This window comes from Bradyrhizobium sp. WYCCWR15520, from assembly GCF_056174665.1.
This window is the reverse complement of the sequence record NZ_JBWBWM010000007.1, coordinates 29397-52783: the sequence shown is the minus strand read 5'-3', so window position 1 is coordinate 52783 and position 23387 is coordinate 29397. Positions and strand designations below refer to the sequence as shown.

The 23387-nt window shown below is 58.6% G+C and carries 29 protein-coding genes; 27 read left to right on the top strand and 2 right to left on the bottom strand.

Annotation, left to right across the window (positions count from 1 at the left end; all coding sequences use genetic code 11):
• The first annotated feature begins 231 nt into the window (after positions 1–231).
• From terL to AC0QUY_RS09810, 4 genes are all read left to right on the top strand, one after another.
• Positions 232–1686: a phage terminase large subunit gene (gene terL, locus AC0QUY_RS09825; protein WP_475386806.1), complete on the top strand. Its 1455-nt coding sequence runs from the start codon at positions 232–234 to the stop codon at positions 1684–1686.
• 84 nt (positions 1687–1770) lie between these two features.
• Positions 1771–1971: a hypothetical protein gene (locus AC0QUY_RS09820; RefSeq protein ID WP_475386691.1), complete on the top strand. Its 201-nt coding sequence runs from the start codon at positions 1771–1773 to the stop codon at positions 1969–1971.
• 58 nt (positions 1972–2029) lie between these two features.
• Positions 2030–2227, top strand: a complete 198-nt coding sequence (locus AC0QUY_RS09815) for a hypothetical protein (RefSeq protein WP_475386690.1) — start codon at positions 2030–2032, stop codon at positions 2225–2227.
• Positions 2228–4240, top strand: coding sequence for a portal protein (locus AC0QUY_RS09810; protein WP_475386689.1), 2013 nt, complete (start codon positions 2228–2230; stop codon positions 4238–4240).
• Here AC0QUY_RS09810 and AC0QUY_RS09805 read toward each other — a convergent pair.
• Complete coding sequence (locus AC0QUY_RS09805) at positions 4237–4503, bottom strand: hypothetical protein (protein WP_475386688.1); 267 nt, start codon at positions 4501–4503, stop codon at positions 4237–4239. The genes AC0QUY_RS09810 and AC0QUY_RS09805 overlap by 4 nt on opposite strands.
• A 149-nt stretch (positions 4504–4652) precedes the next feature.
• Here AC0QUY_RS09805 and AC0QUY_RS09800 point away from each other — a divergent pair, with 149 nt between their 5' ends.
• The 13 genes from AC0QUY_RS09800 (at position 4653) to AC0QUY_RS09740 (ending at position 17099) form a co-directional block, all read left to right on the top strand.
• The gene (locus tag AC0QUY_RS09800; RefSeq protein WP_475386687.1) at positions 4653–5480 is read left to right on the top strand and encodes a hypothetical protein; all 828 of its coding nucleotides are present in this window, start codon (positions 4653–4655) and stop codon (positions 5478–5480) included.
• Positions 5481–5518: 38 nt separating this feature from the next.
• Positions 5519–6661, top strand: coding sequence for a phage capsid family protein (locus tag AC0QUY_RS09795; RefSeq protein WP_475386686.1), 1143 nt, complete (start codon positions 5519–5521; stop codon positions 6659–6661).
• Between the two features lie 15 nt (positions 6662–6676).
• Positions 6677–7042 (top strand): hypothetical protein, encoded by a 366-nt coding sequence (locus AC0QUY_RS09790; protein ID WP_475386685.1) that lies wholly within the window; start codon positions 6677–6679, stop codon positions 7040–7042.
• Between the two features lie 95 nt (positions 7043–7137).
• Positions 7138–7710, top strand: a complete 573-nt coding sequence (locus AC0QUY_RS09785) for a hypothetical protein (RefSeq protein WP_475386684.1) — start codon at positions 7138–7140, stop codon at positions 7708–7710.
• Positions 7710–8051, top strand: a complete 342-nt coding sequence (locus tag AC0QUY_RS09780) for a hypothetical protein (RefSeq protein ID WP_475386683.1) — start codon at positions 7710–7712, stop codon at positions 8049–8051. The genes AC0QUY_RS09785 and AC0QUY_RS09780 overlap by 1 nt, the downstream gene beginning before the upstream one ends.
• Complete coding sequence (locus tag AC0QUY_RS09775; protein ID WP_475386682.1) at positions 8052–9470, top strand: hypothetical protein; 1419 nt, start codon at positions 8052–8054, stop codon at positions 9468–9470.
• Positions 9467–9661, top strand: a complete 195-nt coding sequence (locus tag AC0QUY_RS09770) for a hypothetical protein (protein WP_475386681.1) — start codon at positions 9467–9469, stop codon at positions 9659–9661. The genes AC0QUY_RS09775 and AC0QUY_RS09770 overlap by 4 nt, the downstream gene beginning before the upstream one ends.
• Positions 9662–9673: 12 nt before the next feature.
• Positions 9674–10444 (top strand): hypothetical protein, encoded by a 771-nt coding sequence (locus AC0QUY_RS09765; RefSeq protein ID WP_475386680.1) that lies wholly within the window; start codon positions 9674–9676, stop codon positions 10442–10444.
• 9 nt (positions 10445–10453) lie between these two features.
• Positions 10454–11515, top strand: a complete 1062-nt coding sequence (locus AC0QUY_RS09760) for a hypothetical protein (protein WP_475386679.1) — start codon at positions 10454–10456, stop codon at positions 11513–11515.
• Complete coding sequence (locus tag AC0QUY_RS09755) at positions 11515–13422, top strand: hypothetical protein (RefSeq protein ID WP_475386678.1); 1908 nt, start codon at positions 11515–11517, stop codon at positions 13420–13422. Before AC0QUY_RS09760 ends, AC0QUY_RS09755 begins: the two co-directional genes overlap by 1 nt.
• 90 nt (positions 13423–13512) lie before the next feature.
• Positions 13513–14472, top strand: a complete 960-nt coding sequence (locus tag AC0QUY_RS09750; protein ID WP_475386677.1) for a hypothetical protein — start codon at positions 13513–13515, stop codon at positions 14470–14472.
• A gap of 9 nt (positions 14473–14481) precedes the next feature.
• The gene (locus AC0QUY_RS09745; RefSeq protein WP_475386676.1) at positions 14482–14823 is read left to right on the top strand and encodes a hypothetical protein; all 342 of its coding nucleotides are present in this window, start codon (positions 14482–14484) and stop codon (positions 14821–14823) included.
• The gene (locus tag AC0QUY_RS09740) at positions 14820–17099 is read left to right on the top strand and encodes a hypothetical protein (protein WP_475386675.1); all 2280 of its coding nucleotides are present in this window, start codon (positions 14820–14822) and stop codon (positions 17097–17099) included. Before AC0QUY_RS09745 ends, AC0QUY_RS09740 begins: the two co-directional genes overlap by 4 nt.
• Here the strand turns inward: AC0QUY_RS09740 and AC0QUY_RS09735 are convergent.
• Entirely contained in the window at positions 17096–17524 is a 429-nt protein-coding gene (locus tag AC0QUY_RS09735) for a hypothetical protein (RefSeq protein ID WP_475386674.1), read from the bottom strand. The genes AC0QUY_RS09740 and AC0QUY_RS09735 overlap by 4 nt on opposite strands.
• Positions 17525–17685: 161 nt before the next feature.
• On the opposite strand from AC0QUY_RS09735, the gene AC0QUY_RS09730 reads away from it, so the two are divergent.
• The 10 genes from AC0QUY_RS09730 (at position 17686) to AC0QUY_RS09685 (ending at position 23341) form a co-directional block, all read left to right on the top strand.
• On the top strand, positions 17686–18243 hold the full coding sequence (locus AC0QUY_RS09730) for a lysozyme (protein WP_475386673.1): 558 nt from the start codon (positions 17686–17688) through the stop codon (positions 18241–18243).
• Between the two features lie 2 nt (positions 18244–18245).
• The gene (locus tag AC0QUY_RS09725) at positions 18246–18410 is read left to right on the top strand and encodes a hypothetical protein (protein WP_475386672.1); all 165 of its coding nucleotides are present in this window, start codon (positions 18246–18248) and stop codon (positions 18408–18410) included.
• Positions 18410–18799: a hypothetical protein gene (locus AC0QUY_RS09720; protein WP_475386671.1), complete on the top strand. Its 390-nt coding sequence runs from the start codon at positions 18410–18412 to the stop codon at positions 18797–18799. Before AC0QUY_RS09725 ends, AC0QUY_RS09720 begins: the two co-directional genes overlap by 1 nt.
• On the top strand, positions 18796–18993 hold the full coding sequence (locus tag AC0QUY_RS09715) for a hypothetical protein (protein WP_475386670.1): 198 nt from the start codon (positions 18796–18798) through the stop codon (positions 18991–18993). The genes AC0QUY_RS09720 and AC0QUY_RS09715 overlap by 4 nt, the downstream gene beginning before the upstream one ends.
• Complete coding sequence (locus tag AC0QUY_RS09710) at positions 18990–19199, top strand: hypothetical protein (RefSeq protein WP_475386669.1); 210 nt, start codon at positions 18990–18992, stop codon at positions 19197–19199. Before AC0QUY_RS09715 ends, AC0QUY_RS09710 begins: the two co-directional genes overlap by 4 nt.
• A gap of 174 nt (positions 19200–19373) precedes the next feature.
• Positions 19374–19589, top strand: coding sequence for a hypothetical protein (locus tag AC0QUY_RS09705; RefSeq protein WP_475386668.1), 216 nt, complete (start codon positions 19374–19376; stop codon positions 19587–19589).
• A 32-nt stretch (positions 19590–19621) separates the two neighbouring features.
• Positions 19622–20566, top strand: coding sequence for a metallophosphoesterase (locus AC0QUY_RS09700; protein ID WP_475386667.1), 945 nt, complete (start codon positions 19622–19624; stop codon positions 20564–20566).
• Between the two features lie 368 nt (positions 20567–20934).
• The gene (locus AC0QUY_RS09695) at positions 20935–21096 is read left to right on the top strand and encodes a hypothetical protein (RefSeq protein WP_475386666.1); all 162 of its coding nucleotides are present in this window, start codon (positions 20935–20937) and stop codon (positions 21094–21096) included.
• Positions 21097–21174: 78 nt separating this feature from the next.
• Entirely contained in the window at positions 21175–22008 is an 834-nt protein-coding gene (locus AC0QUY_RS09690; RefSeq protein WP_475386665.1) for a hypothetical protein, read from the top strand.
• A 1-nt stretch (position 22009) separates the two neighbouring features.
• On the top strand, positions 22010–23341 hold the full coding sequence (locus tag AC0QUY_RS09685; RefSeq protein WP_475386664.1) for a hypothetical protein: 1332 nt from the start codon (positions 22010–22012) through the stop codon (positions 23339–23341).
• The last annotated feature ends 46 nt before the right edge of the window (positions 23342–23387 follow it).

The window sequence follows — 23387 nt, the reverse complement described above, 5'->3', positions numbered from 1 at the left end:
TAGGCAGGACGCAGCTTGCCGACGATCTGGAGCGTGCATTCCGCGCACTTGCCGCCAGCCTTTTCGAAAACACGGATTTTAACTCGCGCAGGAATAGCTTGATCATCATGTGATGCGATCCACTCCTTCGCGTAAGCGCGGCAAACAGCCTTCTGGATCGTGGTTGGGGCAAGGCTGAAGCCAAGACGGAAATGACCGTTCGCAAGGTATCAGCGAAAGAACTGAGTGACGATGAACTTGCAGCTATCATTGCCGGAAGCGGCGAGAGAGCTGAAGAGCCGGAGATCGATCCGGCGCAGCTTAACTGAGTTTGCCCGGCTTTGCGGGTTTGAGCCTGCAAGACACCATCAGCTTCTAATCTCTGAACTTGAGAAGGTAGCAAGGGGCGAGACGCCAAGGCTGGCAGTGTTCATGCCGCCGGGGTCTGCGAAGTCCACCTATGGCAGCAAGTTGTTTGCGGCCTGGTATATGGCGAACGTCAGCGCCAACGTGCTGGCTGCATCACATACGACCGAGTTGGCCGAGAAGTGGGGCCGCTGGGTTAGAAACTGCATCAACGAGCATTCGCTAACGCTCGGTATTCAGCCGGCGCATGATAGCCAGGCTGCGGGCCGATGGTCGCTGACAAACGGAGCTGAGTATTATGCCGCAGGCGTTGGTACTGGCATCGCTGGCTTCCGCGCTAAGCTCGGGCTTATCGATGACCCTATTCGAAGTCGTCAGGATGCCGACTCCGAGCTTATACGTGATCGTATCTGGGATTGGTATATCAACGATTTCCGCACTCGTCTTGTTCCTGGCGCCGCGCAAATTCTAATCCAGACGCGCTGGCATGAGGACGACCTCGCCGGCCGAGCGCTCCAACACAGTGATTGGAAGGTAATCTCACTCCCGGCCATCGCCGAGGAGAACGACCAGCTAGGCCGCAAGCCCGGCGAGGCGCTTTGGAGTGACGACCAATACGGTTACGGCGCCCAGATTGAAGAGCTAAGGGCTAATACCCCGGCAAGAACATGGTCAGCGCTTTACCAGCAGCGGCCAGCGCCTGAAGAGGGCGACTACTTCAAAGCAGAGTGGTTGAAGCCATATGAAAAAAGGCCCGATCCCAAAACCCTGCGTGTTTACGGTGCTTCGGATTATGCGGTCACGGCCGACGGCGGCGACTTCACTGTGCACGTCGTTGTGGGTATCGATCCTGAAGGGCGAATGTATTTACTGGATCTGTGGCGACGGCAAGCTGCTTCAGATATCTGGGTCGAATCCTTCTGCGACCTAGTTCTAGAGCACAAGCCGCTGGGCTGGGCTGAAGAACAGGGCCAGATCAAATCAGGCGTTGGGCCGTTTCTTGAGCGCAGGCAGAGGGAACGCAAGGCTTATGTATTTCGAGAACAATTTCCTACCCGAGGAGATAAGGCAGTTAGGGCTCAATCTATCCGAGGCAGGATGGCTCTTGAAGGATTATACGTGCCAGTACACGCCCCTTGGTATCCGGAGTTGCGAAGCGAGCTTTTATCGTTCCCCGCAGGAAAGCATGACGATCAGGTTGACGCTCTCGGCCTAGTTGGCCAGTTGCTGGACCAGATGGTGAAGGGCCAGACGCCCAAGAAGCCCGAGAGGAAGCAGGACCAGTCCGGCTACAGCGACAAGCAGGACGACGGCGCCGCAGATGATTGGAAGGTTGTTTAGCATGGTTTGCGAGAGCGGGTTTACCACGGTAGACGCCTTGATCATGGCGGCCATATTTACTGTCCTGGTGGTTTGGATGGTCGCGTGCTGGCGCGTTACCGCATGAACATTGATAACTGGGCGATGCAGCAATTGATCGGCAATCTCCGCGTCAAGGCAGACCCGTTCGGCATCTATGCCCAGCGTCGTGCTCTATCCAGGGCATTGCCTGGCGTTGAAGTCTACCGCGGCGATGAGTGGTGGACGCGAGCGGCGGACAAGATCATTCAGGCAGAGATAGCATGATCCGCACATTCCGGCGCGTCGAGATCGACGGCCAAACCTTCTTCGTGGAAGTCTTTGAATGAGAACTGAAACCGGCCCGCTCAAGCTCGGCGACGATTGGACGGGCTATTTCATGCGCGGCGATGAAGCGCTCGGCCTTGCCAGCCTGTTGCACGGGATGGCCAATTCTCTCGATGGCAATGACCCATATGTCGTGCCCCATATCCCCAAGCGGCTGCGCGCCCTCGCTGCTGAACTAGAGACTGTCAAAGAATAAATGACCTCATCCTCCGGCTACTCAACGTCTGGCACTGCCGCCGGGCCGGTTTCGGCTGCCGGGTCGGAAGAGGGCAAGAGCTATTGGGATATCGGCAAGCTCAAGCGCGCCTATTCCGATTACCTGACCATCAAGCAGCCCGAGATCGAGGAAGCCAAGGAAGCCCGGCGCTATTACCACGGCGCGCAGTGGACTGACGAGCAGATCAAGATCCTCAAGAAGCGCAAGCAGCCGATTGCGACCATTAACCGAATTGGGCGGAAAATCGACGGCGTTGTCGGTCTGTTGGGAAAGATGAGGCAAGACGCCAAGGCTTTCCCCCGCACACCCCAACATGAGCAGGGCGCTGACCTCGCGACCGCAGCCATTCGGTATGCCTTGGATGAAGGCGACTGGAAGGCCAAGGACTCGGAAGCGTCTCGGGATTGCGCCATTGAGGGCATCGGCGGCTTAGAGATCAACCTGATCCCCGGCGACAGCCAAGACCCGAACGACAAGGACGTCGATTTCGATATCGTTGAGCCGGATTCGTTCTTCTACGATCCCCGCTCATACCGGGCTGACTTCACCGACGCCCGCTATATGGGCGTTGGCAAGTGGATGACCTCGGACCAGCTCAAGGAGCTGATCCCGGACGGCGGCGAGAAGATCGAGGGGTCGGTTGACGGCGACGGCTCGGACCTGACCTCGAACCCTGACCGTGACAACAAGTGGTTCTCGTCCGATAAGAAGTACATTCGCGTCGTGGATTGCTGGTATCGCCACAATGGCAAGTGGTGCTGGGCGATCTTCACGGGCTCAACCGTTCTGATGGAGGGCGAAAGCCATCTCCTCGACGAAAAAGAGCAGACCGAATGCAAGTATGTGATGTTTTCCTGCAACGTCGATCACGACGGCGACCGTTACGGCTTTATTCGCAACATGAAGTCGCAGCAGGACGGGATTAACTTCAAGGAAGCCAAGCTCCACCACATTCTGGGCTCTCGCCGGCTGATTATGCGGCAGGGTGCGGTTGACGACATCGAAAAGACCAGGACTGAGTGGGCGCGTCCTGACGGCGTAATCGTCGAGAACATGGAAAACGGCATCAAAGCCGACGACCAGACCTTCGATTTTGCTGGCTGGGACAAACTCCTCCAGTCTGCCAAGGAAGAAATCGAGAACTTTGGCCCTAACCCGGCCGTTATGGGCCAGGGCGTTGAGAAGCAATCGGGACGAGCCATCGCGCTATTGCAGCAGGCCGGCGTTGCCGAGCTTGGCCCCTACATCAATTCCTACCGCGGCTGGAAGATCCGCTTCTATCGGATCATCTTCAATGCTTTGCAGCGGCACTGGACCGGCGAGCGCTGGATTCGGGTGACCGATGATGAGCAGGTGGCTCAGTTCGTCCAGATCAACGGCGTGGGGATCGACCCAAAGACCGGCCATCCGACGATGGTCAACGCGCTCGGCTCGCTTGACGTTGATATCATCATCGATGAGGGCCCGGACTCGATCAACATGGCGGCCGATACTTACGACGCCTTGCTTGCATTGGCCACCAGCGGGGCGCAGGTGCCCCCCGCGGTGCTGATCGAGCTATCGCCCGGTATCGACAGCAAGACCAAGAAGCGCGTTCTGGACATGCTCCAGCAGGCCCAGCAGCCCGGCCCGGCGCAGCAAATTGCGCTGGCGGGTGAAGAGGCCAAGGTCGAGGAAACCAAGTCCAAGACCATGCTAAATCTCGCCAAGGCGGGCGAGGCGCAGCAGCCCGAAATGGGTGCACCACAGCAGCCGCAGCCTGAAGAAGTCCCGATGGACGTTCAGATTGCCGAGATCATGGCTAAGGTTGTTGAGCTTCAGGCCAGCGCCAACCAGAAGAACGCCGCGGCGCACAAGGCCGAGGTTGAGGCATCACTGGCCCCGCAGAAGGCCGCGCATGAGGCTGAATTGGCCCGCGCGAACTTCCAGCAGGGCATCAAGGATCGAGCGGAAGACCGCAAGGTTGCCGCCAAGAGGGCTGTACCAGCCTAAGCGTCAACCTTCTCGCCAAGAGCGGCTTCTATCATCAGGTGCCAAGAATGGTACGGGATGTCGTGTTTGTTACAGTCGTCTAGCCCGCACTGAATGTAGCCGTTGTTTTCGATGATGTCCGTCATCGCCTCGGTCGGCTCTCGCATCGCTTCGATAGCGGCGGCGGCAACGTGATGCACTAGGGGCGCGGGGCATTCTTTGTAGCCGCGCTCCAAGCATTTCGCCTGAATAGCCGCGGCAACTCGCTCGATCATCTCGCTCATGTTGCTCTCCAGTTGATGAGCAAATCATAGCACAGAAATCGTTCGCCTGCACGACAAAGGGCAATCGTTAGAGCCACGAAACGGCACACGGCACGCCCGCCGCATGGGGTGATCTATCGTATTTGCACGACACGCAAAAAGGACGGACTATGGAAAACGACAAGGACATCTGGGACTCTGCACTGACTGACGAGCCGGAAGTGGCGGCGCCCGAGGTTGAAGAAGTTCAACCCGAGGAGCCCGAACAACCGGAAACCATTGCCGTCGCTCGCGACGAGCACGGACGCTTTGCGCCAAAACCCGAAGTCAAGGCCGAACAGGTCAAGACCGAGGAACCCGAACGCGGCCCGCCAGCATGGCGGCTGAAAGAGGAAGCGGACGCAAGGCGAAGCGCTGAACAAAGGGCCGCTCAACTTGAGCAGCAGCTTCAACAGTTCATGCGCCAGCAGGAGCAGCAGAAACCCGCTCCGGATATCTTCGAAAATCCGAGTGCCTTTGTCGATCAGGGTGTACGAACCGCTGTTGATCCCATCAAGCAGGAGATCGGCCAGCTCCGCGAGTTCTACTCGCAGCGCGAAGCCATCAAAGAGCATGGTGCGGACAAGGTGAAGGCTGCATATGACTGGATTGCACAAGGCATGCAGTCCCGCGATCCCGAGCGAATGGCGATCTACAATCGCGCCATGGGCTCGTTCGATCCCTACGGGGACATCGTGCAATCTCATATGAAGCATGAACTGTTTCAGCAGATCGGAACCGACCCCAACGCCTACGTTGAGAAGCAGCTTGAGGAACGCCTGAAAGATCCGGCGTATCAAGCCAAGCTTCTGGAACGCATCCGAGGCGCCACCCAGGCCCGTCCTTCATCGATTACGCAACTGCCCCCATCGCTCGGTCGGGTCTCAAGCGGCGTGCCACGCACGGCCGATGACGACGATGACAGCGAGGCGGGCTTGTACCGACAAGCTACGCGCTAGACCGGTAATACCGGAGAGCGCCCGAAAGGACGCCTTCAATGGCTCTCACTTCACCGCAAGCAAATAACAAGCTTGTTCAGTACCGCAAGGAACTGATCAAGGAATACGTCCGCGAGAACCTGTTCTCCGCGTACATGGGCGATGGCCCGAACTCGATCATCCGCCGGCTCTACGACCCCAAGAAGGGCGGCGAGCAGATCAACATTCCGCTGGTCACCCGTCTTCTGGGCACCGCGAAATCCACCGGCACCCTGGTCAACTCGGAAGAGGCGATCGATAACTACGGCATGCGCGCCTGGGTCGATTGGGCTCGTCACGCGGTTGCCACCAACGACGCTGAAGAGCAGAAGGACTCCGCTGACGTGTTCGGCGAGGTCAAGCCGCTCCTGTCGGATTGGGGCAAGGAATTGCAGCGTGATGAAATCATCGCTGGGTTCATGTCGCTGCCCTCGGAATCGGCGCCCACGGGTCTCGGCTCGGCGGACGGACAGCGCGTCAACGGCATCATGTACGAAGATGCCACGGCGGGCCAGAAGAACACGTTCAATGCGGACAACTCCGACCGCGTTCTGTTCGGCAACCTTGTCAGCAACTACAGCGCTACCCACTCGACCGCGCTGGCCAACGTTGACACGACCAACGACACCTTCGTCAAGGCGTCGGTTCGTCTGCTCAAGATCGTTGCCAAGACCGCCAAGCCGCGTATTCGCCCGTTCAAGATCAAGACGGGTCAGGAATACTTCGTCTGCTTCGCTGGCTCGTACAACTTTGCCCAGCTCAAGGCCGACATGGCAACCATCAACAGCGATGCGCGCCCGCGTGACGTTGAAGCCAACCCGATCTTCCAGGACGGCGATCTCATCTATGACGGTGTGATCATCCGCGAAATCCCGGAGATCGAGGATTTCGTGACCAATACCTGGACTTCGCTGCTGACCGCTGGCGCCGCCAGCAGCCGCGTTGCCCCGGTCTTCTTCTGCGGCCAGAACGCCCTTGCAATGCCTTGGGCGAAGATGCCGACGCCGACCTTCCGCGATGAAACCGACTACCAGTTCATCAAGGGTGCCGGCGTGAAGATGTGCTACGGTGTGGCGAAAATCTTCAAGAAGAACGCGACCAACTCCAAGCTTACCCAGTTTGGCATGGTCACCGGCTTCTTCTCGTCCGCAACCCCGGCCTGATAGGAGATCAATCACATGGGTACTCTTCCCCTCCGCGTTGATACGACCGTTAAAACGTCGGAATCCAACGACCGCGTGGTTACCGTCTCCTCGACGGCGACGCGCCTCACCAACTACGGCAAAACCCTGCTCACGAGCACGGCTGCGGGTACGTACATCCTTGAAGCGCCCATTCCGGGCGTGCGCAAGGTGATCGTGCAGACCACGACCTCGACTGTGATCCGCACCATTAACGGCCCGACGACTACCGTTCTGTTTGCCAACGCTACGGCAGGCAATACGGCTGTTGCCTTCGACCTGCTCGGCGACATGATCGAACTGGAGGGGCGGACCTCGCTCATCTGGGACGTGATTTCGAGCAACGGTGTGTCGCTGTCGTAATGAAAATCGCTCTGATCGGGTCGGCTCCGTCTTCGCGCGACCTTGCACCCTACCATGATCCCGAGTGGGAGATTTGGTCTTGCAGTCCGTCGAATATGGATCTGCCCCGGTCAGACGTTTTCTTTGAGATCCATGCGTGGGATACGATGGCTCGTGACCCCGAGCTAACGTTGTTCCTCGCATGGCTTCGAAAGCATCCAAAAGTCTATCTACAAAAAGAAAACCCGCAATTCCCGAACGCGCTAGCTTATCCAAAGGATGAGATGGTCGCGAAGTACGGGCCTTATTTCTTCACGTCCTCGCTGGCCTATATGTGGGCGCTCGCTCTGGAGCAGAAGCCGACGCATGTAGGTATGTGGGGCGTCGATATGACGGCCACGGAGGAGTACGGCTACCAAAGGGCTGGGTGCCATTACTTCATCCAGAAGGCGAAGGATTTAGGCGTTCAGGTTGTCGTCCCGGTTGAAAGCGACATCATGGCGCCGACGCCGCAATATGGTTTCCGCGAGTCCAATCCGATGTACCGCAAGCTTTTGACCCGCCGCGCTGAAATCATGCGGCGCTATCAGGCTGCGCGGGCTGAAGAAGCCAACCAAAAGGTTTTGGCTGACACGCTGTCGGGCGCCATCGAGGATATCGACTACATGATCAACACCTGGGCGCTCTGATGACGACCAAAACCCGCACCCAGCTTATCCATCGGGCGCTGGCCGCCATCGGTGCGCTTGAGCCGGGCGAGGCGCCATCGACCGAAGACTACAACACGATGGACAACTTGGTTGATCCGTTGATTGCGCAGCTTTCCGCCGACCAGATTTATTACGTGCAGGATGCCGACGAAATCCCGGTAGAGATTTTCATCCCGCTTGCAAACCTCTTGGGAAACATGGCTGGGCCTGACTTCGGTTCGCCTGTGAATGACGACGCCAAGGAGCGGGATGAGCGGACATTGCGCCGTTTGGCCTCGACGCGTCCGACCTACGCCCCGCTGAAGCAGCAGCCGTTCTAAATGCCGCCAGTCGATATTCCCTTCCCCATATCAACGTCTCCGGGGCTAAGGGCATCTGAAGGCGCTGGACGGCTGGTCAATTGCTACGCCGAGCCGATCGGAGAAGGCGGACGGGCCAACGCCACCCGTCATCGCTCTCCGGGTCTGACGAACTTCGGCACTACGGCGCGAACCGGATCACGCGGCTTTATCGAGGTCGGCGGCGTGCTTTATGCGGCCTTCAGCGGTCAGTTGGAAAAGTTCACATCAGCGGGCGGAGCGTCAACGAATGTGGGAACGCTGAATGGCACGAAGAAGGGCTTCTTTGCGCGGAATAACGCGGCAACGCCTGATAAGGTATTTACTGATCCTGATGGGAACGTCTACACCTTCACGCCCAGCGCTACGACCTCCGGCTTCGACGCCGATCTCCCCGCGCCGAACTCGGTAACTGATATCGACGGTTATATCGTCTTCTCCATCGGCGACGGGCGGGCGTTCGCAACCGATCTGAACTCAACCAGCGTCAACGCGCTGTCATTCGGCAAGGCGGAATCCAAGGCTGACGGGCTCACCCGCGCGGTCAGATGGAGTGGCAGGCTTCTGTTTTGCGGCCCGCAGAGTATTGAAATCTGGACGAACCAGGGATTATCGCCTTTCCCATTCGCGCGCTCTGAGGTCATCCCGAGGGGTATTGCCGGGCCTTACTGCATCACGGGGTTTGAGGACAGCTTTTCAAAGGGCGTGTTTGTCATCGCGGACGATAACACGGTTTGCCAGTTGAACGGCTACACGCTCGACAAGATTTCGCCGCCGGATCTGGACGGTTTGATCGAGAGCGTAACCGACAAGACCGAGTTGGAGATGTGTTCTTACATCTCGCGCGGCCATTCGTTCATTGAGATTTCATCCACGACCTGGACGTGGGTTTATAACATCAATAACCAGAAATGGCATGAGCGGAAGAAGTATCTCGGCACCCGCAGCCGGATAAGCAACAGCTATTACGCCTTCTCCAAGTGGCTCTGTGGCGACACTGAGACAGGCAACGTTCAGCAGATCATCAACACGGCGCAACAGGAAATTTCCAATCCCTTGGTTTGCGAGGTCTGGTCGGCGCCGGTCGAGAAATTCCCGGCGCGGATTCGGGTCGCCTCGGCCTGGTTCGATTTCGCGGTTGGTGTGGGTAACGCATCAGGCACAGACCCGATCGCAACAGACCCCACGGTAGAAATCTCGTGGTCCGATGATGGCGGGCAGACGTTCTCGACGCCGCGGCAAAGGAAGCTCGGCCGGCAGTCACGGGGCCTTACTCGTATCCGCGTCAACCAATGCGGCATTAGTGGATCACAAGGCCGCATATGGAAGGTTACTATGTCTGATCCGGTCCACTTCGGTTTGATGGGCGGGCAGATGTCGGCCGAACTGAGGGCGGCATGAGCAGGAAAGTCATTCCTGAAAAAGAGGCCGCGTGGATCGACTCGTATGGGCGTCCGACGCCTGCGTTTCTTGAGTACATCAAGGATTTGGACGCGCGGGCGTTCCGCGAGAAGGTCAGCCCGACTACGCCGACCAACGGTCAAACCATCAAATACGTCTCTTCAACCGGATTGTGGACACCATCCACGTAAGGTAACGACCTAATGGGCATTTTCGATATCTTCACGGGCGCCCCCGCTAAAGAGGCGGCCGAGAAAAATTCTGCGGCGCTTGCGGCCAACAAGACCGAGGGAACGGGCATCCTCAACAATGCTCAGACCTATTCTCTCGGCGCGCTCGACAAGGCCGGCAGTCTGTATGCGCCCGTGGCGCAGAAGTACGGCGCTGGCACAAACCTCTATCTCGACAGCCTTGGCGTCAATGGCATGGCTGGCAATACGCGGGCAACCAATGCGTTCCAGGCTGGTCCCGGCTATCAGTACGCGGTCGAGCAGGCGCTCGACCAGACGCGACGCGCTGCGGCTCGTGATGGCTCTCTGGCTGGCGGCAACACGCTTGCGGCCTTGTCCGATCGCGCCGGCAACATGGCCAATCAGGAATACGGCAACTGGCAGACCCGTCTTGGCGGGCTGATCAATCCAGAGCTGGCAGCGACGACCGGGCAGGCAACCGCGGAAGCGGGCAAGGTGCCGGTGTATCAGGGCACGGCGAACAGCCTTGTTGGATTGGGCACGAACACCACGAACGCGATCAACAACCAGAACACGCAGGCAGCGAACGCTGAAATGGCCGGTTCGGGCAATCTGTGGAATTTCGCCCTTAACGGCCTGACTTCACTGGCATCTGGCGGACTCGGCGGCGGCACCGGACTGTTGGGCGGCGGCGGTTTGGGGTCAACGCTCGGAGGGCTGGGTATCACCTACGGCAAGGCTGGTACATCCGGCAGCAATCTGTTTGGCCCCGTGGCGCCTTGAGGAACAGCAATGGCTGAACTTACCGTCCCGCAAATCAACTTCGCTCCTCTTGGGCAGCTTGGCAAGATCTATAAAGAGTCCGTCAACGAGCAGGGCTTGAAGGACGCTTTTGCGAGCGGGATCGGCAGCGATCCGCAAAGCCTTGCAGCGCTGGCTCAGAAGGTCGCGCCGTATAACCCTCAGTTGGGGATTAATCTGGCGCAGCTCGCGCACACCTATACCCGACAGAGCACGCAGGACGCGCGGCAGCAGGGACTCGACACGTTCAACCAGAACATGGAGCGGGATAAGTTGGCGCTGATGAAGCGGGCGGCTGACCGCGCGGATGAGGGGCCGGAAGAGACTGCCTCCCAGCGTGCGGCGGCGGCAGCCAAGTACGGCATCAAGCCCGAGGACCCGGCGTTCAAGCCGTTTGTTCTGACCGGGAAGCTCCCGGCGGGGGAGGACACCTCGTTCCAGCAAACGATCGAGCAGCGTAAGCAGGCTGCTATTGCAAACGGGCTTGATCCGTCATCGCCCGGGTTCCAGTCGTTTGTTCTGACCGGCAAGATGCCGCGCGAGGACGCGCAGCCGCTTACTGCGACCGACAAGAAGGCCATTCTTGAAGCCGACGAGATGGTGTTGTCAAATCAGGCGGCAATCGATTCGCTCAACCGCGCGAAGGGACTTTCCAAGGAGGCGTTCTCCGGCCCGCTTGCTGGGAAGATCGGTTATGCCACATCCTTCTTGGGCGAGAGCAGCGATTTGGGCAAATCGGGCTCCAAGACGCTGCAATTGGAAAACGAAATCACGAGCAATGCTCTCTCTCAACTGAAGGCAATCTTCGGCGGCGCCCCGACTGAGGGTGAACGAAAGATCCTGCTCGATATCCAGGGTTCCGCCAGCAAGCCGGATAAGGTGCGGCAAGGGATCTACGATCGCGCTATGGCTCTCGCGCAAAAGCGCCTAGAGTTCAACCGCAAGCGCGCCGACGAATTGCGCGGGGGCCAATTCTACAAGACGAAGGCGGCGCAGCCACAGCAGCCGGTGCAATCGGAAACGGCTCTCGCAGACCCGTTGGGTATCCGTTAATGACGACGATCGCGGAGGTGCGCGAGAAATTCCCGCAATACAGCGATATGTCTGATGCGGATTTGGCTAGCGCTCTCCACAAGAAGTTCTATTCGGACCTTCCCCGTGAAGAGTTTGACAAGAAGGTCGGTTTAGCCGCGCCCAAGGCGGACACCCCGAAGAAGGACGACCACGGGCTTGCCGAACGTCAGAAACTCTCGCCGGTAGAAAAGGCCCTAAGCCCGATCACGAGCTACCCCGAAACCTACCAGCGCATGAACAAGGAGGCGCGGGAGCAGATTTCGCAGGGCGCCGACCAACTCACGAACGGCAAGGGAGTTCTGGAGGCCGCAAAGGGCGCCGGCAATGTCGCGCTGGGCACATTGGGATTTGTGGCGTCGCCGATCAATGCGGCGTACCGCTCTGTTATCGGCCAGCCCGTCGAAGACGTAACCGGCATTCCACGCGAGTACACGGAATTTGCGGCGCAACTGGCCACGCCCGGCATCGGCTTTACGGGCCGGGCGCCGGCACCCTCGATTACTTCCGGCGCAACGTTGAAGCCGGGTCAAGAGGTTGTTGCGGCGGCTGACCGTTTATCCCAGACCGGCGCCCCCGTTCAGGTGCCGCGCGCTGCCGCCTCCGACAGTATGGCTGTGCAGCAGGCTGGGGCCGTTACTTCTAACGTTCCATATGCCGGGACGCCGCTTGTTAAGGCTGCCGAACGAACGATCGACCAGCTCGGCACCAAAGCCGATGAAGTGGCGCAGGCTTATGGCGGCGGGTCTCCGGTCTCCCAGTCCGGCGAAACCGCCCGATCCGCCATTAAGGATTGGATTACAGGCGAAAGCGCTGAAACAGCAAAGAAGTTGTACGGCAAAGTTGACACGCTGGTTAACTCCGACGTTAAGACGCCGCTGGACGCCACACGGAACGCGGTAGCGGAGATTGCTGCCAAGCGCGATGCGGCGGCCCTTTCTTCTGGGAAGGCCACGGGCGCCGTTCTGGAGGCCGTGCAGCGCGCGGACGGCCTGACCTACGAGGGTGTGAAAACGCTGCGCACCAACGTCGGCGAGATGCTCAATGGTGGCATTCTGCCCGAGGGCGTCTCTGGCTCGGAATTGAAGAAGATTTACGGGGCGCTATCCAAGGATCTTGAGGCGTCGGTTTCGGCAGCGGGCGGGCCGCAGGCAAAGGCGGCTTTCGACCGCGCAAACCGCTATTACAGCCTGGCAAGCGAGCGCAGGGAATCTCTTGCCAAGATCGTTGGTGCTGATGGCAATGCACCGGCAGAAACGGTCTTCAGCCGCATCGAGGCAATGGCCGGCAGCACCTCGCGGGCGGACGTGTCCAAACTTGCGCAGGCCCGCAAGGCGATCGGCTCTGATGACTGGAACGAAGTCGCGTCAACCGTCATCGGCAGGCTGGGCCGGGATGTAGAAGGCAACTTCAGCCCGCAGCGGTTTATTACCGCCTATGAGAAGCTTTCGGAGGCCGGCAAGAACGTTCTGTTCCGGTCCAGCGAAAAGGCGAACCTAGCCGACCATCTGGACGACATCGCCAAGGTGTCGAGCCGGTTCAAGGAGCTGCAAAAGTTCGCAAACCCAAGCGGGTCTGGCCGGACAGTGATGGGCGGCGGCATCGGGACTGGGCTCTGGATTGATCCCCTGACCACCATCGGGTCAGTGGCTGGCAGCCGGGTTCTGGCTATGGCGCTCGCAAAGCCCGCAAGTGCGGCATCGGTTGCCAAGCTCGCGAAATCGCAACAGGCGCTCGTTGTTAGTCCATCGGCCTCAAAGATCGCTGCGTACACCTTGGCGGCGCGGAACCTGATTAGCACGCTCGACCTGAAGGCCGTTACCCCGGCCGACTTCCTGAAATCGTTGCAGGGCCCAGTACCAGCCCGCGCTCAGGACGAACAGCCCTAGCCCGTAAGGGTACGGCAGCACTAGCCAACAGAACACAAGCCACACCAGCAGCGCCCATCGGGGCGGCTTTTTTTATGGGGTTATCGTTAAATGGCCGGCTCAATATCCCTGAGTCTATCACAGCAATTCGACAGTACGGGAGCCCCTTTAAACGGCGGCACCCTGCAATTTTATGCTGCCGGCACGACGACACCCCAATCGGCCTATCAGGACGTTTCCCTGACCATCCCGTGGCCCAATCCGATCGTTCTGGACTCTGCTGGGCGTATTCCGCCGTTCTACCTGGCAGATGGGCAGATCAAAATCGTCCTCCGGGACGCAAACGGGGTCACTCAGGTCCAGGCGGACAATCTCCTTGTGGTTGGGGCCTCCTCCGGCAGCGGCGGCGCCCCGTCAGTGGACGCTACGACCATCTTCGATACCGGCGATCTGAAGTGCAAATATAGCACTAGTGCTATAACGGGCTGGGTGCGGGCCAACGGCCGAACGATCGGCTCGGCCACCTCGGGCGGCACTGAGCGGGCCAACGCGGACTGCGAAGACCTGTTTTTGTATCTGTGGGCGACGGACTCCAGCCTCTCGGTTTCCACGGGCCGGGGCGCGTCTGCGGCCGCCGACTGGGCCGCCAACAAGAACATTGCGCTCCCTGACTGGCGCGGCCGTGTCATCGCCGGCTTTGATGACATGGGCAACACCGCAGCCAACCGGCTAACCACTACTACGATGAGTGGTTCCGGCATCGGAGGGACGGGCGGCGCGCAAACTCAAACCATTTTGCATGGCAACCTTCCTAACGTCACCCTCACCACGAATATCTCCGATCCAGGCCACACGCATGATGCCTTCGGCAACCATACGGCTCGGGTGTTTGGCAACCTTGGCCCTAGTGGCGCAGGCATTACCGTTCAATTGAATAACGGTGACGACGGAACGATGGTGACCGGCTCATCCTCAACCGGGATCACGGCATCAACCCCGCTCGGGGGGTCTGGAATAGCGATGTCGATTATCCAGCCCACCCAATTCGCAACCATCTATATCAAGCTCTGAGGGCCTGAAATGTACCAAGGCTCCCTCGCACCTATTTCCAATCGCGAACACTGGATAGAATCCAGCCCGTTGATTGATGACGACGGCTCGGAAATCACGCTGACTGACGCCACGCTCGAAATGTGGGTTTGCAAGCAGGGCTGCCCCAATACCCCATTGCTGTCCGGTTCAACCGACGACGGCAAGATTACGCTTCCGACATCAACAACCTTCCAGTGGGAATTCACGCCTGACGATATGTCCGTGTTTTGCGCCGGAACGTATGACGTTTATTTCCGCGCCACTGTTGATGACATCACCTCGCAGATCCTCGCGGCTACCATTCAGATCGTGGAGGGCGGCCCCGTATGAGGCTTAAACTGACGCGGGGCAACGCGCTCAAGCTCAAGACATCGACCCGACTTCCTGCGCAACTCGTTGGCGGAACTGCCACGACCGTTACGAGGGCGAATGGTGTCTACACGATTGATGTGGACACAACCGAAGTTGCGGACCTCCTTGAGCCGACCGTTCTTAACCGCGCGAACCACACTGGCACGCAGCTCGCCTCAACGATCAGCGACTTCTCGGAGGCAACTGACGACAGGGTAAATTCACTCCTCGTTGCTGGTACCAACATAACGCTAACCTACAATGACGCAGCCAACACGCTGACGATCGACGGGCCGGAAAACGAAATCGTATCTGTCCTTGATTACATCCCAGAGGCCGAGCACGCCGCTATAGCGGACGGCACGACCACTTATGATGCCACTACAAACATTCAGACGTGCATCAACGCGAATGGTGGCGTCCGTCCGATCTACTTTCCTTCTGGAACGTATATCGTCACAGACACGCTTAAATATCGCCCTGTACCCGGAGCCGCTGTTTTTGTAAGCGGTATCCAGCTTGTTGGTGATGGCCCTGGCAGCACGATCATCGACAATCGGTCTGCCGTCGATACACACTCCGACACATTCGCAACCACGAACCTCTCGGTAATCGTCACGGTTACCCGCACCGCGCACGGATTGGCCGCAGGCGATACCATTGAAATTGTCGGCACATCCGGTGCCGTTGGCGGGCTGACTTTTGAGGGCCAGTGGTCGATTGCGTCTGTCCCCGATGCAAACACGTTTACGTTCTCTCACACTTCGGGAGCTACGAGCACAGCCAGCGGGAGTGTAACTTACGGCGAAGTCCGTCCGTGTATTGATCTCGGCCTGACGGACACGATCGGCAACTACCAGCAGTTCGCCCGCCTCAGTAATTTCAAGATCACTAACAGCACCTCTCTTGCCAACGCGCTGGGTATCCGTGTCCGCAAGACCTATCACTGCACGATTGATAACGTCTGGGTGCATGGTCAGACCCTCGACGGCATTCAGGTGCCGTGTATCGATGAAACCGCAGGCGACCGAGACGCGTCAAACCAGCTCACGATTGACCATTGTCGCATAGAGAATTGCGCCCGTTGGGCCATCTGGATTATTGGCCGTTCGGAGACTGCTTCCGGCGGCTCAGGCGGCAACAACGAAAATAGCTACGTTCGCATCCAGAACACGTTCATTACGAACTGCGGCGTGGACGCCGCGACCACGCCTCCCGTTAGTGGTGGCATCCGGTGGAAGGGCCAGGTTCTCGTCCTTGAGAACAGCGCTGTGGCTGCAAGCCAGAACGTTGCCCTTTGGATCGAGGGCGGTCCCGGCCTTGCAAATTCGGCTACAGTCACCGGCTTTACCTCGGAGAACGTCACCCGCAAGGGCATTTACATCGATGGTATCCAGGGCGCTTCGTTCCGGGATATCCAGCTTTACAACAACGATAGTTTCATTGCCCAGTATGGGATGCGGATCGACGGCACGAACTACGTCTGCTCCAGCATCTCGGTTGAGGGCGTTATCGTTCGGGCAACCTCGGGCAACAACGCATACACCGCGTTCTCATTGACCGGCGCCAATGCCACAAACTGCAAGGTCAATCCTACCCGAGTGGTCTTCCAAAACTTCGACCACGCTGGCCAGACCCGCTATGGTGGCTTCGGGGTCTTCAAGCCAACTGTACAGAACTTTACGTCCGGCTCTGGTACGTACACGACACCCGCCGGGGTGAGGTACCTTAAAGTCCGCATGGTTGGTGGGGGCGGTGGCGGGGCGGGCTCGGGCACTACACCAGGCAACGGCGGCACGGGTGGCAACACGACCTTCAGCACGTTCACTGCCAATGGTGGCGTCGGCGCTACTACTACGGCTGGCGGCGGTGGCGGCACGGCTACGGGCGGTGATGTCAACCGAACAGGTGCAACGGGTCAGAACGCCACCGGCCTGGCGTCAGCCGCCCCAGGCGGCAATGGCGCCGCCTCACCCTTCGGCGGGAACGGTTGGGGTGGGGCGCCGGGTGCCGGCGCTGGTACTGCTGGTGCCACGAACTCAGGCTCCGGTGGTGGCGGTGGCGGTGTGAACTCGACGGCCAGCGGTGGCGGTGGCGGAGGCGCTGGCGGTTATCTTGAGGGCTTCATTGCGACGCCCGCTGCTACGTACTCATACGCCGTAGGTGCCGCAGGAACGGCGGGCACGACCGGGACAAGTGGAGCTGCGGGCGGTGCTGGCGGCTCGGGCTCAATTATCGTTGAGGAGTTCTACTAGTCGTAGGGGATGACAGCAAAATACTTGCGTCCATTTGTGTTGGGGTCGCTGTTGTCGCTTGATGAAAACACGATGCCGCGCCCTTTCCAATGGGCGTATCTTCCAGAGCCGAGACCGTGGATATCCGCAAAGGTGCTGTGAGCCTGGCCTAGTATTTGTCCATCCTCATAAATGAGAAGGGAGGAGGTCGAATCTCCCTCAATCTTCGGATCATCGGCGAATGCGTCAAATCTATTGGCTTGGTGGGGAGCGGCAACTGTCGCATTGCCCTCCTTATAGAAGGGCCTGATGAGTTGCGTGACGATTTTTCCTTTCGGAACGAAAGGGGTTTCTCGATCGGCGCGTAAAGCCAGCGCAAAGTACACAGCTAATAAACACGCAACACTCAGTAGGACGATTCTGCCCCCGGAAATTTCGGTCTTCATTCGTCCGCTCTACGTGTCCTTCGGGAAAATGTGCCGCAGCACCAGGCGCGCAACAACATAAAGAATCGCCAGAAAAATGGCGGCGTAAATCAAAGGTTCCATTGGCTTCTCCTACCCCCGGAGAGGTCTGTTTCCTACCACGCAACCCACAAGCGAGCAACATGAAACACGCCAAGAAGATCGGCGCAGGTGGCGCCGCGCTTACCATTGCCTGCTACTTCATCCAGCCCTGGGAAGGGCTTTGGACGACAGCAAGGGTCGATACGATCGGAACCGGGCGCCCGATTACGTGGTGTTACGGCGAGACTAAAGGCGGCGCCAAGGTGGGCGACAAGTTCACCCCTGAGCAATGCAGCGAAATGCTGAAAAAGCGTCTGCCGGAATATGCCAATGCAATCGCCCCCTGCATCAAAGTCCCTGTCTCGGACAAGACCCGCGCTGCCTTCATCTCCTTTGCCTACAACGTTGGTTCTGCTGGTTTCTGTCGCTCTTCCGCTGCTAAGCGTCTTAACGCTGGCGACGCTCGCGGCGCATGTGATGCGCTGATGCAGTGGAACATGGCGCAGGGCCGCGTGGTCAAGGGCCTGACCAACCGCCGCGCCGCGGAGCGGAAGCTTTGCCTTGAAGGCATTAACGAGCCGCCGCCGAAGCCGGTTGAGGCGCTGACGCTCTGGCAGAAGATCAAGCTGTTCTTCAAATCCATCTGGAAAGGAAACTAATCATGTCCGGTGCATTCGCAATGGTTGACATTCTCTGGCTCATCGCGGGCGGCGCTGTCGTCTGGTTCGGCCGTGAACCGATCACGCGCTGGTACAAGGGCGCTGAGGACTATGCCGGCGCGCTGAAGGATAAGGCGGAAGCCATCCTGAATGCGGTGAAGAAGTAGTGTTTAAGCTTCTTCTGCCGTTCCTGACTCCGGTCATTTCAGGCGTCATTGAAGCCTACAAGGCCAAGCTCCAGGCTGGTAGCAATCAAGACAAACTCGCTGCTGAACTCGCCGAGAAGGATCTGGAACTTCAGGGCAAGGAACGTGAAGTCAACGCCAAGCTGAACGAACTGGACTCCGGTGGTTTCTGGACTTCCGCACCACGCGCCATCGTTTGCTGGTCCTTCGCCCTGTACATCGCAAAAGTCGTCATCATCGACACTGTTCTTGGCTGGGGCGTTACGCCGCCGCTGAAGGGAATGATCGCCGAATGGGCCGGGACCGTAATTGTGTTCTGGTTCGGTGGTCGCACGTTGGAAAAGGTAGCGCGCATCTGGAGGTCGCGATGAAGACAATAGCAATACTGGTCGCGGCTCTGATGATTGCGGGGTGCGCTCATGCACCCATGAAGCAGCAGCCACAAGTCAACCGCGCAGCCAAGGCTGACAAACTTGTGGTGGCCAAGAAGCCGCCAGAGACGCCGAACCAAGTGGTCAAGAGGCGCTGGTTTCCGAAGTTCAAGGTGCAGTGGCTGCACAAATGACGGACGAAGAGCGCGACCGGCTTACGCGGCTTGAAGTCCAATTTCAGCACCTCTCTAAAGCAATGGACGACACCCACGAGAAGGTGACGGTCATGCATGACCTGCTGATGCAGGCCAAGGGGATGCGCTGGCTTATTGTGGCGATGGCCGCTGCGGCGGGATTCGCGGCATCGTTCGCCGCAAAACTTCTGCCGCTTTATAAATGATCGACATCCGGAGCGGCATCCTCGCCATTACTATCTGCCTTGTGATTGCGGTCTTCGCCGACGTCCCGCCAAAGCCTCTCCCGCAAAACGCTCCGTACTGTGCCCAGCCCGTATGGAATCGGTACGGGCGAGAGACCGGCAGGCGCTACGTGCCGTGCCAGGATTTGGACCGTTATGAATATGCCTAATCTCCATTTCTGGCTCCACTTCGTAACAGCGTTCACCATCGTTGTCGCCGTGCTGATGATCGGCGTGGCGATCCAGGAATACGGGCTCTGGAGGAGGGAATACTTGACGGCTGAGGATAAGATGGCTGGGGCGCTGCGAAAGATCTTGATCTTCGCGGCGATTATAATCATCGCAGTCATAGCGGTAGTTGTGTTTGCGTGAACCACTCTTTTTGCCAACACGGGGGACTTTAGGTGGCTGCTGCTGCGACGACGGACGAAGAGTTCATCGCGTTATTCGATGCATTGGGGCCAATAAAAACAGCCAAGATAATAGGAATTCAAAAGCGAGACGTATACCGGCGGCGCCGGAGACTAGAGGCTCATTACGGGCCGATTTCTGCACCTAGCAAGCCTCGGCCAGAGGCCCCCGGCCGCCACTCACTGGACATTAAAAACGGCACAGTGTTGATCGGGTCCGATTTCCATATCTGGCCCGGCGAGGAATCAACCTGTCTTCGGGCGTTTAAGAAGTTCGTCGCCGACATTAAGCCAAGCGCCGTCATCCTGAATGGCGACGTGATGGACTTCCCGCGGATCAGCCGCCATCCCCAGAACTGGGAAAGCGCGCCAGATCCACAGGAGGAGATTGAGGCGGCGCAGGACCACCTCAACGATATTGTTAATGCCTGCAAGCGCGGCACTCACAAAATCTGGACGCTGGGGAATCACGACGCTCGGTTCGAGCTGATGATTGCTAGTTCTGCCCCGCAGTATCGCGGCATCCGGGGCGTGCACCTCTCTGACCATTTTGCCACCTGGCAGAAGGCTATGTCCTGCTTCATCAACGAAGGAATCGAGGGCGGGGCCACGATGGTCAAGCATCGCTGGAAGGGTGGCATGAATGCGACCAGGGCAAATACCTTGAACGCTGGCGTGTCTATGGTGACGGGGCATTTACATTCGCAAAACGTTAGACCGATTTCTGATTATCGTCGTCATGACCGTTATGGCGTCGATACTGGCTGCGTGGCTGATAAGGAACATCGTGCGTTCAGCTATACGGAAGATTCAGCACTCGATTGGAGGTCGGGCTTCGCGCTCCTGACGTACAGGGGCGGCATTTTGATGCCACCGGAGCTTATCACAAAGATGGACGCCAAAACCGTGTGGTTTAGAGGGGCACTTCATAAAGTGTAGGAAACATGCGGAAGCGTAGGGCACTGGGAATGGCATGATATCCAAGAGCAAGAAAGAACTGCGTTCACGCCGCTTCAGACGCAGACGCCGCTCGCGGCCGTACTTGATCGACATTGACGACTTCGAGACGGTGGAAGAAATAGAAATGGATGACTGGATGTTTGGATCTTCCGGGGGGAATTTGGTGTAATGGCTGGCGAGTTTGATGGCACATATCACTACGTACCAAACGGTTTTGTTTATCTCTGGGAAGAGCTCGGATGGAAGGCGCTGCCAGCATTGGACGGGACCGGGCACGGTCTCTACTCAACGATGATGAAGTGGGAGGGGCAGGGAGAGCCGGTCCGCCCTACGATCGAGGACGCGGCGTGAAGCTTGCGCAAGCCGTCGTCTCTCAAACCCGCGACGGGAAATGGAAGATGTTCATCCAGTCCGATCGGCAAGTAGAAATGTCACTGACCGGCGACCTTGAGGACATAATCAAGGAGCTGAATTTCGCCGCTACCCGCGAATGGGAGCGGCGAAGCTAACCCCACTCACCATCACTGACCTGCACAGGCTCCTTCGGGGGCCTTTTTCTTTGGAGCAAGCATGACGCTTGAAAAGGCATGAGCGACAGGGACACTCTCCTGCGTGCCGGCATTCCGTTCTTTACGATCGTGGATGAGAACGGCGTTTCAACGGATGGCAATTCAGCGACGATCAGCCTAATCCGCAATCGCGGCATGGAGCCGATTTGCGAGGTCAGTGCTGTCGGCGTCGCCACTTCTGGGTCAACGATAGCCACCTTGCGCAACCGCGGCATCCAGTTTTATTGCCCGGTTACCGAGAACGGTGTGACCTCGGGCGCGGTTACGATGGCCACGTTACGCACTCGGGGCATCCCGTTCTTTTGCCCGGTTGGCGTTGACGGCATTGCCACGGACGGAACGGCGACAATTGCCCAATTGGCGGCTAAGGGCATCCCCTACGTCTGCCTCCTCGATTCCCTTGGGGGAGCGGGGGGCTCCCCTGACGTGCCGGCCGCCCCGACACTGACTTGGACCTCCGCCGAAACGGATACGACGCCGACGTTCGATGTCGATTTGCCGTCTGGCCTGGGAGCGCCGGACGACGCCGAAGACGGCGACGTTATCTATCTCGAAATTACGGACAATGCCGAATTCGACACCGAGTCAACCGACACATTAGACGCCGGGGATGTTTCAGGCGATATCGTTGCAATGGAGCAAAGTGCTCCGCTTGCAGACGGCACCTATTACGCTCGGGCCAGGCTCAAGCGCGGGGCTTCATATGGGCCTTACTCCAACACGGAAACCTTAACGATCAGCACGTTCACTGCTCGGGTTCTCGCGGTCGGCGGCCTGACCCCAACATTTATCAACACCACAGCAGCCAGAACCTACGCGACGGCGGACGGCTTCGTAACGGAGACAGCATAAGATGGCGAACGTATATGTGAGGTCCGGCGCTGGCGGGGCTGGCACTGGCGCGGATTGGGCCAACGCTTACACGACGCTGGCGGCAGCGGCAGCGGCAAAGGCGGCGGGCGACGTGTTCTATGTTGCTGCGGACCACGCTGAAACGCAGGCGTCGGCCATGACGATCACGATGCCCGGCACGGTTGGCAGCCCGAACCGGATTATCTGCGTCGATCACACAGGAACCGTTCCTCCCGTATCGGCGGACATCCGAACGACGGCCACCATCAGCACGACCGGCGCGAACTCGATAACGATGGCGGGGTTTTTCTACTGCCATGGTATCTCGTTTCAAGCAAACTCTGCTGGTGCTGCTGGCGGCGGCAACATCATTCTGGCGAACACCGGCTCACAAGTCAGGTTCGATAGCTGCGCCTTCCGGGTTCTTAGTACGGCGAATAGCACTATTCAGGGCGGTGCAGGCGCTTCCATGTACTGGAACAACTGCACGGTTAAGTTCGGTGCGGCGGGCAGTGCGATCACTCTGACGAATACGGGCCTGTTCGAGTGGACGAATACAGCGTCGGCTGTCGATGCTACCGGCACCTTGCCGACGACGCTGATAACCGACCCGGCTCGCGCTTGCAGGATCGTCCTCGATGCCGTCGATCTCAGCGCACTTTCGGCCAAGACGGTCATCGCCTCGACTTCGTTCCCGGTCAAATACCTCCTGCGCAAATGCAAGCTCCCGGCGTCGGTGACGATCACGGCGACACAAGCGGGCGGCCTCGGGCGAGGCGACGTTACTGTCATTGATTGCGACAGCGGAGCGACCAACTATCGCAACGAACGCCATAACTATGCCGGGGATCAGACCACGGAAACCACAGTCGTTCGAACCGGCGGCGCAACGGACGGCACGACCTCAGTGGCCTTCAAGGTCATCACCACGGCCAATAGCCGATGGGCCGACCCCTTCACCTGCCTTCCGATCTCCATCTGGAACAACACATCAGGAAGTGCGGTAACGGCCACGGTGTACGGGACGTGGGCGACCGGCGCCGCCGTCCCGAACAAGGAGGATATCTGGATTGATGTTGAGTATCCAGGATCGGCGTTGACCCCACAGGGCTCATTCATCACCAGCGGCAACGCCGACATTCTGGCTACGGCTGCGAATACTGCGGATGGCTCTACTTGGGGCGGCACTCCCGCTGGGGGCGGCACTCCAACGCCATTCAGAATGGCGGTGACATTCACGCCTCAAATGAAGGGGCCGATCACCGTCTATGTGCGCTGTGCCAGGGCATCGACAAACGCCTTCTATATCGATCCAAAGGTGGTGCTGACCTAATGTCAGTATTGCATGTTACCACTGCCACATTGCAGACGGTAGACCC